10 protein-coding genes and 3 pseudogenes are annotated in these 14,615 nt (G+C 54.6%); 5 read left to right on the forward strand and 8 right to left on the reverse strand.

Annotated elements, in window-relative coordinates:
* Positions 1-14 precede the first annotated feature (14 nt).
* Complete coding sequence (locus JI735_RS31495; RefSeq protein ID WP_202676783.1) at positions 15-950, reverse strand: Gfo/Idh/MocA family protein; 936 nt, start codon at positions 948-950, stop codon at positions 15-17.
* Between the two features lie 149 nt (positions 951-1,099).
* Between JI735_RS31495 and JI735_RS31500 the strand changes: the two genes are divergently transcribed.
* On the forward strand, positions 1,100-1,714 hold the full coding sequence (locus JI735_RS31500) for a TVP38/TMEM64 family protein (protein ID WP_039834394.1): 615 nt from the start codon (positions 1,100-1,102) through the stop codon (positions 1,712-1,714).
* Between the two features lie 101 nt (positions 1,715-1,815).
* Positions 1,816-2,801 (forward strand): annotated as a pseudogene (gene msrB, locus JI735_RS37590) (peptide-methionine (R)-S-oxide reductase MsrB).
* Positions 2,802-2,983: 182 nt separating this feature from the next.
* Here the strand turns inward: msrB and JI735_RS31515 are convergent.
* Positions 2,984-4,126, reverse strand: a complete 1,143-nt coding sequence (locus JI735_RS31515; protein WP_051051663.1) for a DUF4349 domain-containing protein — start codon at positions 4,124-4,126, stop codon at positions 2,984-2,986.
* Between the two features lie 347 nt (positions 4,127-4,473).
* On the opposite strand from JI735_RS31515, the gene JI735_RS31520 reads away from it, so the two are divergent.
* Complete coding sequence (locus tag JI735_RS31520; RefSeq protein ID WP_020429143.1) at positions 4,474-4,626, forward strand: DUF1540 domain-containing protein; 153 nt, start codon at positions 4,474-4,476, stop codon at positions 4,624-4,626.
* A gap of 71 nt (positions 4,627-4,697) precedes the next feature.
* Here JI735_RS31520 and metE read toward each other — a convergent pair whose 3' ends face one another.
* The 5 genes and pseudogenes from metE to JI735_RS31545 all read right to left on the reverse strand — a co-directional run bounded on the left by metE (position 4,698) and on the right by JI735_RS31545 (position 11,588).
* Entirely contained in the window at positions 4,698-6,986 is a 2,289-nt protein-coding gene (gene metE / locus JI735_RS31525; RefSeq protein ID WP_202677716.1) for a 5-methyltetrahydropteroyltriglutamate--homocysteine S-methyltransferase, read from the reverse strand.
* A gap of 328 nt (positions 6,987-7,314) precedes the next feature.
* Positions 7,315-8,174 (reverse strand): annotated as a pseudogene (locus JI735_RS31530) (undecaprenyl-diphosphate phosphatase).
* Between the two features lie 82 nt (positions 8,175-8,256).
* Positions 8,257-8,879, reverse strand: a pseudogene (locus JI735_RS31535) (DedA family protein).
* A gap of 14 nt (positions 8,880-8,893) precedes the next feature.
* On the reverse strand, positions 8,894-10,843 hold the full coding sequence (locus JI735_RS31540) for an ABC transporter permease (protein ID WP_202676784.1): 1,950 nt from the start codon (positions 10,841-10,843) through the stop codon (positions 8,894-8,896).
* Positions 10,818-11,588, reverse strand: coding sequence for an ABC transporter ATP-binding protein (locus tag JI735_RS31545; protein WP_039834405.1), 771 nt, complete (start codon positions 11,586-11,588; stop codon positions 10,818-10,820). The genes JI735_RS31540 and JI735_RS31545 overlap by 26 nt, the downstream gene beginning before the upstream one ends.
* 218 nt (positions 11,589-11,806) lie before the next feature.
* Here JI735_RS31545 and JI735_RS31550 point away from each other — a divergent pair, with 218 nt between their 5' ends.
* Both JI735_RS31550 and JI735_RS31555 read left to right on the forward strand, forming a co-directional pair.
* The gene (locus JI735_RS31550) at positions 11,807-12,844 is read left to right on the forward strand and encodes an NADH:flavin oxidoreductase/NADH oxidase (RefSeq protein ID WP_039834411.1); all 1,038 of its coding nucleotides are present in this window, start codon (positions 11,807-11,809) and stop codon (positions 12,842-12,844) included.
* 123 nt (positions 12,845-12,967) lie between these two features.
* Positions 12,968-13,411, forward strand: coding sequence for a MarR family winged helix-turn-helix transcriptional regulator (locus JI735_RS31555; protein ID WP_039834406.1), 444 nt, complete (start codon positions 12,968-12,970; stop codon positions 13,409-13,411).
* 228 nt (positions 13,412-13,639) lie between these two features.
* Here JI735_RS31555 and JI735_RS31560 read toward each other — a convergent pair whose 3' ends face one another.
* On the reverse strand, positions 13,640-14,614 hold the full coding sequence (locus JI735_RS31560; RefSeq protein WP_039834407.1) for a sensor histidine kinase: 975 nt from the start codon (positions 14,612-14,614) through the stop codon (positions 13,640-13,642).
* Position 14,615 lies beyond the last annotated feature (1 nt).

The following is a 14,615-nucleotide window of genomic DNA, read 5'->3' on the forward strand; positions in this document are numbered from 1 at the left end:
TTTCTGCTCCATCATCAATCGGCTAATTTCGCCGCCAGCTCATGGCTGGACAAGACGGCTGAAGCGGATATGCCGCACTGCAATGGTGTGTCTATACTGCTCAAAAAATGATTCACCGCGCCGCTGAAGCCCCTGCGTTCAAGCACGGTATCCCAGCTCCCGAAATGCTGTATACGCGGCAGTGAACCTGTTTCGTACAGCGTTGCCCGTTCCATATCCGCAACCTCTGCAGACCTGCCATTACCGTGCAGCTCCAGCTTCTCCAGGTCTGCACCCGCATCCCGTACCATGCTGTACATACCGGTCGTCCCCTGGCTCCAGCCCAGCATCCCGGAAGATTGCAGCATCCGGCCTGCATCGTCAGCTTTCAGACTGCTGTGCAGCAGCTCGGCATCTTCCCCGCATAACCAGAGCAGCAGATCCAGGATATGGATCAGGTCGTCATGGATAGTCTCACGGCTGCTGCCGGATTGCAGCCTGGTCCGGTGCTTGAACGCCTGGCAGGCGCTGATGCCGCCTGTTGTGTCCAGCCAGGCTTTGGCAGCCGTATACATGGGCGCGAAGCGGCGGTTGAAGCCCACACCCAGCAGCAGCCCCTTCTCTTCAGCGAAGCCGGCCATCCGGCGGGATTCTTCCAGATCATAGGACAGCGGCTTGTCCACATATACCGGTATTCCATGATTTAGACATTTCATAACAATATCATAATGTGTGGGGGTTGGGCTATGCACAAATACTGCATCCGGCCCCCAGGACAGCAGCTCCTTCAGATCTGTAGTGCCTCTGGGAAAACGGTAAGAATGGACAACCCCCTGCACAGTGGACGGCGAATGGCTGAGCACCCCCACCACCTCTACCTGATCATGGCGGGAAAGGAGCGGCAGATAAACTTTGCGGGCAATGTCGCCAAGGCCGACTATCGCCACCTTTGTGCGTCCGGTAATTTTCATTAGCATATCTCCCTTGACTGTGTGGCAGTTCCTTTTCCTTTTAGACGTATTATACCGTGACAAGTCGCGGCAACAAATGATCTTTGCTTCATTAAAAGCTTTTTTTTCAGTATGATGAGATGAATGAGGGATAGAAAGGGCATAGTAGAATGAGAAAATGGCTGACGGTACTGCTGTATGTTTCGGGGATTTTCCTCGCGTTTATCTACAGGTATGATATCCTGGCCTGGCTGCGCCAGGACCACAATGCGCTTCTGGGTCTCAGTGCCGCCGCTTTACTGGCGCTGTTCCCTGTGGTGCCTTACAAGCTGATCATCGGGATATACGGTTATGCCTATGGAAGTCTGACCGCTGCGCTGATCTGCTGGAGTGCCTCCACCCTGGCCGGGGCGGTTATCTATGGTGTTGTTAAATACATGTTCAAGGAAAAAGCCGGGAAGTATCTGACTTCTGTGCCTGCCCTGGGCAAATTCACTTCAGCCGTGCAGCGGAGGCCGTTTGCCGCCGTGGTCCTGGCCCGGCTGGTTCCTGTCATCCCGCAGATGGGGGTTAACATCTACGCGGGGGCTGCCGGTTTACCCTTTTGGAGCTATCTCGCCGCATCCGGACTCGGCAAAATCCCCGGCATCGCCTTATATGCTTTTCTTGGAGGCCAGCTCTTCGACCATCCACGGAGCGGGCTGATGGCGGTCATGGTCTATGTGGTTGTACTCGCTCTGGCTGTATTCGCGCTCCGCCCGCGGTCGCTTTGGACCAAGGAATGACTAAGCAGGCAGGAATGGCGGTCCGCTGGCAGGCTGTGCCTTTTTGTTTTATACTTACATTGTGATCTATTTAATTGCAATCTATGAATGGAGGGATATTCATGAGTGATATTCAAGCTGACAATATAAGCGGTAAAACAGAAAAAGCCACATTTGCCGGGGGCTGCTTCTGGTGCATGGTATCTCCTTTTGAAGAACTGCCGGGGATTGTGGAGGTTGTATCCGGGTATACCGGCGGACATACTGTTAACCCGACCTATGAGGAGGTCTGCTCAGAAACTACGGGTCATGTGGAAGCGGTGCAGATCACCTTTCAACCCGATATTTTCCCATATACCAAGCTGCTGGAGCTGTTCTGGCAGCAGATTGACCCTACCGACGCCGGCGGGCAATTCTATGACCGCGGAACTTCATACGGCACCGCTATCTTTACCCACTCCGAAGAGCAGCGGCAGCAGGCGGAAGCCTCTAAGGCGGCGCTGCAGGCCAGCGGACGTTTCTCCGCTCCGATTGTGACGCCCATTCTGCCGGCCAAGCCGTTTTACCGGGCGGAAGAGTACCACCAGGGTTACCATCACAAGAATCCCGGCCACTATAAACGCTACCGCCAAGGCTCCGGCCGGGACGCCTTTATTGAGAGCCATTGGAAGCACAAAGAGGATAAAGCAAGTTTGAAGGAGCGCCTGACGCCGCTGCAATATGAAGTCACGCAAAACAACGCGACCGAATCCCCTTTCCGCAATGAATTCTGGGATCATCACGGGGAAGGCATCTATGTAGATATTGTATCCGGGGAGCCTCTGTTCAGCTCACAGGACAAATTCGATTCCGGCTGCGGCTGGCCCAGCTTCACCCGGCCGATCCGCGACTATTCGGTCAAAGAAAAACGGATCTCAGCCATCTGATGATCCGCACCGAAGTCCGCAGCAAAACAGCCGATTCCCATCTCGGGCATGTCTTCAACGACGGTCCCGGCCCGAACGGCCTGCGTTACTGCATTAATTCAGCGGCATTGCGTTTTGTACCAAAAGAAGATCTGGAAAAGGAAGGATACGGCGAGTACCGCGCGCTGTTCCAGCATGCGTAACTCAGCCGGCGTGATACCGTGCAGCTGCATGTCAATCTGACATAACGGCTGCACGGTACTTCACTAACAAGCACAAAGCCCCCAACCCGCGAACCGCGGTGTCGGAGGCTTTTTTACATTACAACCATAAACTCATTCCCGGAGAACCCGCCGGTCTTGGTACAAATCCGAACTGCTCGTAATTACTCCGGCTTTTTATTGTCAAGCTCTCCTTCAACCTGCGCAGGCGCAGGCCGTTCATCCGGTTTTTGCGGCAGCGGCTGCTTCGGCTCCCGGTTGGCCATCTGCATACGATCTGCCCTTCCGCGATCCCGCGGCTTGGCTTTTCTGCGGAACCAGAGCACAATCAACACCACAATCGCAGCTATAATCAATACCGGGAACGCGGCTGCCAGAAATATAAAGATCCACTGAAACATTACGGACAGCGCATGCAGACTGCCCTGAAGCGCCTCCGAAGCCCGGTTCATCAGCGGGCCTTGCTCTTTGGTTTTTGTAAGATTCAAGCTTTCACCGGTCTGATACAAGCGAAGCTCAACCGTTGAAAAAGAGACATTCTGGTCAATGTAGCGCATTCTGCCCTTGATCGTCTCAATCTCTTCCTGAATGGCGCCGAGCTGGTTCGCAAACGCTACAAGGTCGGCGGATTTGGTTGCCTTTTTCATAAACTCGATGTATTGGCTCTCCATCAGCTGCTTGGCTTTGAGGCGCGACTCCAAATCCACATATTCCTCTGAAACATCCTGACCCTGAATCTGACGCTGAAGCTTTTCGTTTTTGATTTTTTCCAGGCTGCTCAGAAAGGAAGAAAACCCCGACGCCGGCACCTTAAGAATAAAGGTTCCGCCCCGCTCATACTCGGATGTACTCTCCGAAAATTCAATAATATAGCCATTTGCAAGGGTCACCATATTCCGGACCTCTGTCTGCGCCGCAGCGTAATCCTTCACTTCCATGGTGAGATTGGCGTGATAGATCAGTTTTTTGTTCAGTCCTGCCACAACGTCGCTTCCTGTAAAACCAGCCGTTCCCTTTGACGTCTGTGCTGCGTCCGTGCTGCCGACTGCTGAATTTCCGCCACCGCCCTTGGTCCCTTCAGCGGCAGGCGCCTCAGCTTTAGAGGTCATAGACTGCTCTGCAACGTCTGCTGAAGCATTCTGCGCCGCACCGCCGTCTACGCTTGCCTCCGTACTGGCCGTATCCGCCTTCATAAGCGAATTCCCCGCAGCATCGTTGTTTCCTCCAGACCCGCACCCTGCCACAACCACAGCAAACATCAGTAACCCCAATAGATAATACAGATAATGCAGACCCCTTTTTTGCATCCTCATTCCTCCAAAAGTGTAGTGGAAACTCCGCTTCTTTTGTGCAGATTGCTGACGCAGTAAGCTTTTTGTCTCTAGGCTTTCCGCGTTATACTCTTTGACGTTCCAAAAGCTGGAAGGTTGCAGTCAAGCGGTAATTTTTCCAGTCCGGCAGTCCCGGTTCCCCCCGTTTGCGGGCGTTTGCCTTATTTGCTAAAATGAAGGTGTCTGTGAAGACGAGAAACACCAATAACCCTATATTCGCAAGGAATAAGGGTTAGGTTCTGCCCGGACAAGCTCCACCTTGCCGGCCAGATCATGCTTCATTCGGCTGCTGCCATTCCACGACAAGGGGAGGTGAAACCCTCATGGCAAAAGACGTACAATGCGCAGTGAATTCCTGCACCTACTGGGCGGAGGAAAACAAATGCAATGCCGAATCTATCTTTGTTGCTTACCACAGCTCAAAACAGCCTTCAAATGCTGAGGAAACAGACTGCAAAACCTTTGAAAGAAAATAAGTCAAGGTTGGAAGGGACCCTCCACGGTCCCTTCTTGCTTATTCCCATTCTAGCAAGATTGAGAATGATTATCAAGCGTTATTCTCCCGCACATTTGCCGCCGCCAGCACCATGTTGCGCAGCGCCGCTTCCGTCTCCTCCCAGCCCCGTGTCTTCAGTCCGCAGTCCGGGTTAATCCAGAATTGTCCGGCATCCAGCACACGCAGGGCGCGCTCAATATTGTGAGTCATCTCCTCGACCTCCGGGACACGGGGGCTGTGAATATCATAGACGCCCAGACCAATGCCTTTATCATAGTCATCATCTTCAAAAGCGGCGATCAGCTCCCCATGGCTGCGCGAGGTTTCAATAGAGATGACATCGGCATCCATGGCCGAAATGGCTCCGATCATATCGTTGAACTCGCTGTAGCACATATGGGTATGGACCTGCGTGGTATCCTTCACATGATTGGTAGCTACCCGGAAGGACCGCACCGCCCAATTGAGGTAATGCTCATGGTCCTCCGCCTTCAGCGGCAGCCCTTCCCGGATCGCCGGCTCATCCACCTGGATCATCTCGATGCCGGCATCCTCCAGCGCCTGCACTTCATGGCGGAGGGCAAGGGCTATTTGCTTGGCGACCTCTTCCCGGCTGAGATCATCGCGGACGAATGACCAGTTCAGAATCGTTACCGGTCCGGTCAGCATCCCTTTTACCGGGAGCCTCGTCAGCGACTGGGCATAGACGCTCTCCTTGACGGTCATGGGCTGAATAAAAGCGACATCCGCATAGATGACCGGAGGCTTCACACAGCGGGAGCCGTAGGACTGCACCCATCCATTCTGGGTGAACAGATAACCGGCCAGCTTCTCGCCGAAGAACTCGACCATGTCTGTCCGCTCGAACTCCCCGTGGACCAGCACATCCAGGCCCAGCTCCTCCTGAAAGGTAATCGCCTCCGCGATTTGGCGGCGGACGAACGTGTCATAGCGCTCTTCATTCCATACGCCTTTGCGCCATTTGAGACGCGCCTGCCGCACCTCTGCCGTCTGCGGAAAGCTGCCGATGGTTGTCGTTGGCAGCAGCGGCAGCTTCCACTTCGCCTGCTGCAGCTTCACGCGCTCTGCAAAAGGCAGGCTGCGGCTGTCCGGAAGCGCGTCCAGCCGGCGGACCTGCTCCGCTACATCCTGGCGCCCGCGTTCAGGAAGAGCGCGGAATGCGGCCAGCGCTTCACGGCTCTCCGCAAGCTGAGCCGCGGCGTTACCGTTCCCGCCGCCGGCAGCTGCGGCGAGCAGCCCAAGCTCTGCCAGCTTCTCGTCAGCGAAGGCCAGCGCCTGCTTCACGGCAGGCTTCAGCTTGCCTTCGCTCTGCACGGTTACCGGCACGTGCAGCAGACTTGAGGACGGCTGGAGAATCAGCCGGTCCAGCGGGACATGTGCCGCCAGCTTCTGGATCAGGCCGAGCTTGGCATCAGGGTCGGCGCGCCAGATGCTGCGCCCGTCAATAATGCCCGCACCCAGCAGCTTACCGGCCGGCCAGCCAAGGCGCTCAATCGCTTCCAGGTTGGCGCCGCCATCATGGACGAAGTCGAGGCCAATGGCCTGTACCGGCAGCTCCAGCAAGGCTTCCAGCGGTTCGGCCGCTTCAAAGTACGTCTGCAGGATCAATTTCAGCCCAGGCACCGCAGCGGAAATCCCGTTATAAATATTCTTCAGCAGCGCAATCTCTTCCGGAGTCAGCCCGGTAACAACCGCCGGTTCATCGATCTGCACCCAGGCAACGCCTTCCTGCTCCAGCTCCTGCAGGAGCTGAATATAAACCGGCAGGAACCGTGCGGCAACTTCTCCGATTTCCGCTGCCGGAAATCCCTTAGACAGCTTCAGGAAGGTATAAAGCCCGACTATAACCGGCTTGCCTTCAATGCCGGCCTGCGTTTTGGCGAAGCGGTAGGCGGCCAGCGGTTTGTTCTCTGTAAGCTGCGGGGTAAGGCTGCCGATTTCCGGTACAATGTAGTGGTAGTTGGTGTTGAACCATTTGGTCATCTCGCAGGCCGGGGCGGATGCGTTGCCGCGGGCCATGGCGAAATACAGATCGAGCGGAACGGCCCCGCCGTTATAAGCATACCGCTGTGGAATAATGCCGAACATTACAGCGGTATCCAGCACATGATCGTAGAAGGTAAAATCATTTACCGGAATCAGATCAATGCCGGCCTTCTGCTGCGACTGCAGATGCTGAAGCTGAATTCCGGCCATTTGGGCAAGGAAATCCTGCTCATCTATTTTGCCGGACCAGTAGGCCTCCAGCGTTTTTTTCCACTCGCGGTTTTTACCGATTCTCGGGTACCCCAGATTGCTGGTTGTAATCTTGTTTGTCATGATATTCTGCTCCTCATCTATCCCTTTTTGTTCGATCCAATCCAAAGTGTTCTGTACTTCAGCCCTTAATCTGATGCCATCATACTGTACCCCTTTCGCCATCCGCAACAGATTCCGGCGTCCCGGCGTTATACACATTGGCTATAGCAAAACAGAAACCGGCAGAAAATCGCCCTTCAACCTGGATAGATACCCGCGCCAAAATCCCCCGCAAAGTGCTGCCTTTGCATGGATGCTGATTCAGCTACTTTGCGGGGACCCCGATACAGACTTGTACAAAAAAGGCGGCACCCTTCGATAAGGGCCCGCCTTTTTGCTCTTTTCTATTCTAGAACCATAAGAAGTAAACCACCGCAGCCAGAATAATCCGGTAGATGGCGAACGGCATCAGCTTGATCCGGTTGATCAGCTTCAGGAAGAAGCGCATGGACAGCAGCGCGAACAGAAAAGCGCTGATGAACCCGGCAATGAAGAACGGCAAGGCATCCAGCGTGAAATACTGCCAGTTCTTCAGCAGTGAAATCAGGCTGGCTCCGGCCATGATCGGCACCGCCATGATAAAGGTGAAATCGGCAGCAGCCCGGTGGCTCATGCCCAGCAGAACGCCGCCGGAGATCGTTGATCCGGACCGCGAGAAGCCCGGCCAGAGCGACAAGCACTGGATCAGTCCTACCGATAGCGCCTGTCTATATGTAATTTGATCAACACTCTCTGTTTTGATCTTTTTGGGGCGAACAGGTCCGCACAGATCATCAGAATAGCTCCAACGACCAGGCCGATCAGCACCGTAGCCGTCGAGAATAAGTGTTCATCAATATAATCCTCGAACAGAAATCCCAGCACTCCGGCAGGAATGAGTCCTACAATGACCTGCGCCAGCTTCAGCCGCCCCGTAGTTTCCACTGCGGGCTGGCCTTCCGGCACCGCGGTCAGCTCCTTGCGGCTGAAGCGCTTCAGGCCCAGCAGATCGATGAACCGGTTGCGGAAGATCACCACCACGGCCAGAATTGAACCCAGCTGGATCACTACCTTGAACGTGTTCGCGGCGTATTTTCCGAGAAATTCCTGCGATTTCAGCCACATATCGTCGACAATAATCATATGGCCGGTGGAGGATACCGGAGCAAATTCGGTCAACCCTTCTACAATTCCGAGAATGATAGCTTTAATAATCGTTAACAGTTCCATGAATTCTCCTCCTAAAAGTGTGGATCTATGAAATCGCTGCGTACAAAACTCCCTTCGGAAGCATTAACTTGACCCGTGTCTGCTAGCCGCGGGCTTTGCCTGCGGTATGGCGTTTGCGAAGGTACAGCAGGCCCAGCACGAGAATTCCTCCGGCAAGCAGAATATATACAATACTGGAATATGTGCCGATATAACCTCCAATATCCTCCCACGACTCGCCGAGTGCAGCCCCCAGAAGGATCAGAAGCGTATTCCAGCCCAGCGTGCCGATCGTCGTAAACAGCATGAAGAGTCCAAACTTCATTCCCGACATGCCTGCCGGAATCGAGATCAGGCTGCGCACCAGCGGCACCATCCGGCAGAACAGCACGGTCCAGTAGCCGTATTTGTCAAACCAGGCATCCGCTTTGCGGATATCGCTTTTTTGATCCGGATCCATTTGCCATAACGGTCGACGATCCGCTCCATTCTGCTGACATCCAGCAGCCGGCCAATCCAGTACAGGATGGCTGCACCCAGCAGCGAACCTGCCGTTGAGGCGATCAGCACACCGGGAATGGTGAGCCCGGAAGTCGTGGTCATAAATCCGCCGAACGGCAGAATGACCTCCGATGGTATCGGCGGGAAAATATTTTCCAAAGCCAGCATCAGAAAAATTCCGGCATATCCGAACTGCTCCATGATATCTGTAATCCATGTTTTCATTCGTGTCCCTCCGTCTAGATAAGATTTTTCTTGAGGTTGCGCAAATAACGGCTGCGGATGAAGAAGAAGTACAGGGTCTGGGCAGCCAGATAACCGGTCAGTACGGCTCCGGTCTCGGCGGCGATGGATAGATAGAACATCCGCTGCAGCGCAATAAAAGCAAACAGGCTGTGCAGAACCGCCAGCAGCACCGGAACAAAAAACATAAGTGCCAGCTGCAGCGTGGCAATGCGGTCCAGCTCCCGGTCGGTCAGGCCCATTTTGGACAGGGTTGAATACTGCAGACGGTCATGATCCAGATCCACATAAAGGCGGAAATAGAGGAAGCTGCCCGCAGCAATGAAGAACACTGTCCCCACCAGCAGCGAAGCGAACAGCATCGTGCTGTACAGCGTGCGTTGAATTTCGAACAATGTGCCGCTGATCACGACAGCATAAGAAGACTTCGCTTCATAGGGTACTTTGCCTGTGGCGGCCAGCTCCGGGGCTACCCCTGCCGTCCGGGGAAAATCCTCCATATAAAATCCGGTATACCAGTCCTGGTGCACCGGGACAATTCCGCTGTACAGGCTGTCGCTGACCACCAGTCCGCTGAAGTCCCCGCCGCCTCTGCCGTCCAGCTCCGGAAGCAGATATTCGGCAATGGGCACATGCTGCGTATAGCCAATCTCCTGAATCCGGGTTCCCTGCTTGAGCGTGTAGGTTGCCTTGAACCGCGCAGCGGTCAGGCTGCGGTCACGCTGGGAACCAATCATCACCAGCCCTTCGTTCCCCGCAAGCGGCGGCTCATCTGAGCTGAAGCCTGCGTGCCGCAGGGCAAGCTTGTAATTGCTGTATGACATCAGCGGAAGCTGTTTCGTATGGTCAGGACCGGTCTGTGAGGCAATAGCCGCGTATTTCAGCGGAATCCGCAGGGTTTCGTAAGGCAGGCCCAGCCGTTCCAGCTCTGCGGTAATCCCCTGCAGGTCCCGCTTTTCCGAGGAAGCGTACCCGCCTCCCTTAGCCACATAACCGACAGCCGCAGGATAATCCAGCTTCAGCTCCCGTGACAAGGTGTGGATTGAGGCGAACACCCCGACTGAGGTGAAGGAGACCGCTGATACAATGGTGACCATAAAAAACATCCGCCCATTGTCCTTCCAGCGGTACGACAGTCCCGAGAATGTCAGGATGTGCGTATGCTTCCAGTAGAAGCGGCGGAGCTTCCGCAGCATCCCCACAATATACAGGCTGAGCTGTGTGTAAAAAAGATAAGTGCCGCAGATGGTTATCAGCACCACTGGAAACATCATGATCTCTATGGTAGCGGCTGTTGTTACAGCAGCCAGACCATAGCCGGCCAGCAGCAGCAGACCCGCTAATAGCGCAAGCCCGCCCGATACCTCCGGCTCTGCTTCCCCTCTGCCCCCGCCCCGGAACAAGCCGCGCGGCGATTCATTGCCGATGAAGGCAAAGGTCAGCAGGGAGATCAGCATGAACAGCAGGACAAAGCTGCAGATCGTCAGCACCGGCGCCTGCCAGGACAGGTGGAATTCCAGAGGTTCGATGCCCAGAAAGCCGGACCCGATCATCAGGAACAGCTTGCCCAGCAGCAGCCCCAGCAGTGTGCCGGTGAGGATGGCTGAACCGCCGATCATCATATTTTCCAGAAAAACCATCAGCTTCAGCTGCCGCTTGGTCATGCCGTGCATCAGCAGAATGCCGAATTCCAGCTTGCGCGATTGCAGGAAGGAGCCAACCGACACAAGGACGAACAGGGAGCAAAAGACATAAATGATCCCCTCGGCCGCCATCATCGTATCCGCTGCTGTTCCGAGAATCATATCCCGCGAAATTGCCGGATGGTAGATAAACAGCGCACAGAGAAAAAAGACCATGACCGAAAAAGCGCTGCTGACGAAATATGCGGCATATTTCCGTTTGTTCCGTGCTACATTCCTATAAGCGAACTGCCGGAAGGTCATGGCCCCCGCCTCCCAGCAGCGACAGCATGTCGATGATGTTCTGGAAGAAGGCTGCTCTGCTGCTGCCCCGGTACATCTCGCTGTGAAAGCGCCCGTCTTTGATAAAGATTACCCGGTGACAAAAGCTCGCAGCTACAGCGTCATGTGTGACCATAAGCACTGTCGTCCCTTCGGTGCTATTCACTTCTGCAAGCAGGTTCATGACTTCGCCGGCGGCTTTCGAGTCCAGGCTTCCTGTAGGCTCATCCGCCAAAATCAGCGAAGGCCGGTGGATCATTGCCCGGGCGATGGCCACCCGCTGCATCTGTCCGCCGGAAATTTCGTTGGTCCGCTTATCCAAAAGAGCACGGATGCCGAGCCGGTCCGCCACCTCCCCAAGCCGGTACTCCATTTCCTGCACTGTGAACCCGGCAAGCGTCAGCGGCAGCACAACATTCTCCTCCACGGTTAATGTGTCCAGCAGGTTGAAATGCTGGAAGACAAACCCCAGCTCTTTACGGCGGAACAGTGCCCTGTCCTTGCGCCCCAGCCCCCTGGGGTCCCGGCCATTGATCATAACTTCGCCTGAGGTCGGTTCATCGATGGTGGCGATCACGTTGAGCAGTGTCGTTTTGCCGCTGCCCGAGGGTCCCATGATGCCCACGAATTCCCCTTTCTCCACAGCAAAGCGGATATGGTTCAGGGCGTGAATCGAAACCTTGCCTTCATATATTTTGGATAAATTGTGGACGTCTAATATGGGCAAGTGCTTCCGCTCCTTCGTTTGCCTGGATTGCTTTTATTATATAAAACTGTAAACTGCAGCTGCCATTTCTGAAACTTACAGCCACCTTACAGTATTGTAAGCCGAAAATATCATGATCACGTTCAAGTGTCGAGGAAACAGGTTGACATCCCGCCGCAAAGCGCTTATATTACATGCATGAGCATACATTTATTCTTTTGGAGGAGAGATTAATCATGATGAAGGACCTATTCACCCCCTATGAGCTGCAGAATTTGAAGCTGAAGAACCGTGTCGTTATGCCTCCCATGTGCCAATACTCCGTTACCGATAAGGATGGCGTCGCCACGGATTGGCACTACAATCACTATGTAAGCCGCGCGGTCGGCGGTACAGGACTCATTATTATAGAAATGACCGATGTCGATCCGGATGGACGGATTACCGATTATGACCTTGGCATCTGGTCGGATGAGCACGTTCCAGCCCTGGCGAGAATCGTTGAGGCCTGCCACTTGTATGGCGCCAAGGTAGGCATCCAGATTGCCCACGCCGGACGTAAAGCCGAGGATGCTCCGCTGCCGGTGGCCCCTTCTGCCATTCCTTTTAGTGCCGAGTACAAAACCCCGCGTGAGCTGACCACTGAAGAAGTAAAGGCTATGGTTCAGAAATTCCAGGCTGGCGTCGAGCGGGCCGTTCAGGCCGGCTTCGATGTCATTGAGCTGCATGGAGCACACGGCTATCTGATCCACCAGTTCCATTCCCCTTTGACCAATAAACGGACAGATGAATATGGAAAGGACCTGACGCTGTTCGGCAGAGAAGTTATCCAGGCGGCCAAAAAAGTAATGCCGGAGGGAATGCCTCTAATTATGCGTATTTCCGCACAGGAATATGTGGAAGGCGGCTATGGCATCCGCGAGAGTCTGGAGATTGGCAGAGCCTATAAGGAAGCCGGAGCTGATATTTTTCATGTCAGCGCCGGCGGTGAAGGTGCTATTGCTGCTGAAGGCAAACCGGGAACTCACGCTGCCTATCAGGTTCCGCTGGCCCGTGCGTTCAAGCAGGAGCTGAATGTTCCGGTGATCGCTGTCGGACGCTTGGATGAGGCTGTGCTGGCTAACGCCGTTATCGGCAACGATGAGGCGGATCTGGTTGCTGTCGGCCGGGGCATGCTGAGAAATCCGTATTGGACGCTGGAAGCCGGTGTACAGCTGGGCAAAGACGCGGGTCTGCCGAAGCAGTATGAGCTTGGCTTCCCCCGTTCCCGGAGATAAGACTTACACCCGTAAGGTAAAGTTCTAAAGCCGTTTCTTATACAAAACGGGACCCGGGGTGTTATAATAGACAAAAATTTATTAGTCATCCTTTGGCATACATCCGGGAGAGGAATGGTTTAGATGAAAAATTCCCTTGAAGGCGGGCTGATCACCAGTTGGTTAAGCTTAACTCATATACAAATGAAGGTCGCGGGTGAACTGGAAGCGAAATTGCAGGAGAACTTCGGATGGTCGCTCAACGAATTCTATCTGATGTACTTCCTGTCCGAAGCGCCGGAGAAAAAGCTGCGCCTGCAGCAGCTGGAGTCGATGGTCGGGCTCAGCCAGAGTGCCGTGTCCAGACTGGTCAGCCGCTTTGAAGCGAAGGGCTGCGGAGCGCTGCAGCGGACGACCTGCGATGACGACCGCAGGAGCATCTACACCTCTCTAACCCCTATCGGACAAGAAAAGCTGGACCGTGCACAGGTGACGGTGAACGAGGTGCTTTTTGAAGCTTTTCCCCGTACGGAGGTTAAAGAGCTGCTGGAGGATATGCTGAGGCTGAAGCCGCAGCAGCAACCCTAAGCAAGCCTTGAGGATTACCCTGAATCAGCCTGCCCCTTATCCCTTAAGGAGGCAGGTTATTTTGTTTCCCGCTGCGTTCCCGTGAACTTCAGACAGGCTGCCGTGCATACTACAATAGAAAAGAACGCGGGGTGTATGCATGTTATTTTCAGTGATGCAGCTGTTGGGCGGTATTATTCTGTCATTGGGCTGGATTCCGTATGCAAGGAATGTGAGTTTTTTCATGCCTCAAAAAATAATCCGCAACGCCGTCCCCTGCCCCACCTCAGAGGAAATTTCCACCTGATGTCCCAGCTTGCCGCAGATCTGCTTCACCAGATACAGGCCCATCCCTGTGGATTCCTGGAAGCTGCGGCCGTTGACCCCGGTAAAATAAGCATCGAACACACGCGGCAAATCGCCGGGCGGAATCCCTACTCCCTCATCACGCACCTCCAGCACAGGTCTGCCCTGCTCCCCCGCGTATCCGTGAAAATGCACGAACCGTCCCTCCTCCACCGTATACCGCAGCGCATTGGTGATAAGCTGGGTCAGCACAAAAGACAGCCATTTCTCGTCCGAGGTAATGAACAGTCCGTTCTCTACCCTAATAGCCGGAAATACGCGTTTGCGGATAAACAGCCGTTTCTGCTCCGAGGTCACGCCCCGCACAATGGCTGCAAGCTCCAGCCGCTCGACATAAAAATCATGCTCAAAGGTATCCAGGCGGGCGGTGTAGAGGACGGTATCCAGCCCTTTTTTGAGCCGGTCCAGCTCATCCCCGATGGCCGTAAACGGAGGCCCGTCCTTGTCCTGGATGATGAGGTGGATGACCGACAGCGGGGTCTTCATGCCATGCACCCACTGGTTAATAAAATGAATATGCTCCTCCAGCTTGTGGCGGTAGCTGTGCAGATCATTCTGGTACAGGCGGAACTGGTGGGCCAGGACGACGCGCAGGCTCTCCGCCAGCGGAGAGCTCTGGGCAGGTCCGCCGGAATCATCCAGTGTAGCGGGCAGATTCAGCAGCCGTTCGTAAAAGGAACGGTTGGAGAAATAGCGGTAGGCCAGATAAGCCAGCAGCAGACAGGTGCTGAGCAGGCCCGCATACAGGCTTACGTTCATTCCGCTGCCCCCGTCCAGCCGGTAGACCAGGGTGATCATTAGGAGCTGGGCCAGGTAGATTACAATGAGAGGCGTCTGTTCACGCAAAAACAGCTTCATG

Origin of the sequence: Paenibacillus sonchi (assembly GCF_016772475.1) — a bacterium.
Taxonomy (GTDB): Bacteria; Bacillota; Bacilli; order Paenibacillales; family Paenibacillaceae; genus Paenibacillus_AQ; species Paenibacillus_AQ sonchi.

What these genes read in the sequence shown, in the direction of transcription:
- JI735_RS31520 (WP_020429143.1), top strand. Translation starts at nt 4,474, where the DNA reads ATGGCAAAAGACGTACAATGCGCAGTGAATTCCTGCACCTACTGGGCG.
- JI735_RS31515 (WP_051051663.1), bottom strand. Translation starts at nt 4,126, where the DNA reads ATGCAAAAAAGGGGTCTGCATTATCTGTATTATCTATTGGGGTTACTG.
- JI735_RS31495 (WP_202676783.1), bottom strand. Translation starts at nt 950, where the DNA reads ATGAAAATTACCGGACGCACAAAGGTGGCGATAGTCGGCCTTGGCGAC.
- JI735_RS31540 (WP_202676784.1), bottom strand. Translation starts at nt 10,843, where the DNA reads ATGACCTTCCGGCAGTTCGCTTATAGGAATGTAGCACGGAACAAACGG.
- JI735_RS31560 (WP_039834407.1), bottom strand. Translation starts at nt 14,614, where the DNA reads ATGAAGCTGTTTTTGCGTGAACAGACGCCTCTCATTGTAATCTACCTG.
- metE (WP_202677716.1), bottom strand. Translation starts at nt 6,986, where the DNA reads ATGACAAACAAGATTACAACCAGCAATCTGGGGTACCCGAGAATCGGT.
- JI735_RS31500 (WP_039834394.1), top strand. Translation starts at nt 1,100, where the DNA reads ATGAGAAAATGGCTGACGGTACTGCTGTATGTTTCGGGGATTTTCCTC.
- JI735_RS31550 (WP_039834411.1), top strand. Translation starts at nt 11,807, where the DNA reads ATGAAGGACCTATTCACCCCCTATGAGCTGCAGAATTTGAAGCTGAAG.
- JI735_RS31555 (WP_039834406.1), top strand. Translation starts at nt 12,968, where the DNA reads ATGAAAAATTCCCTTGAAGGCGGGCTGATCACCAGTTGGTTAAGCTTA.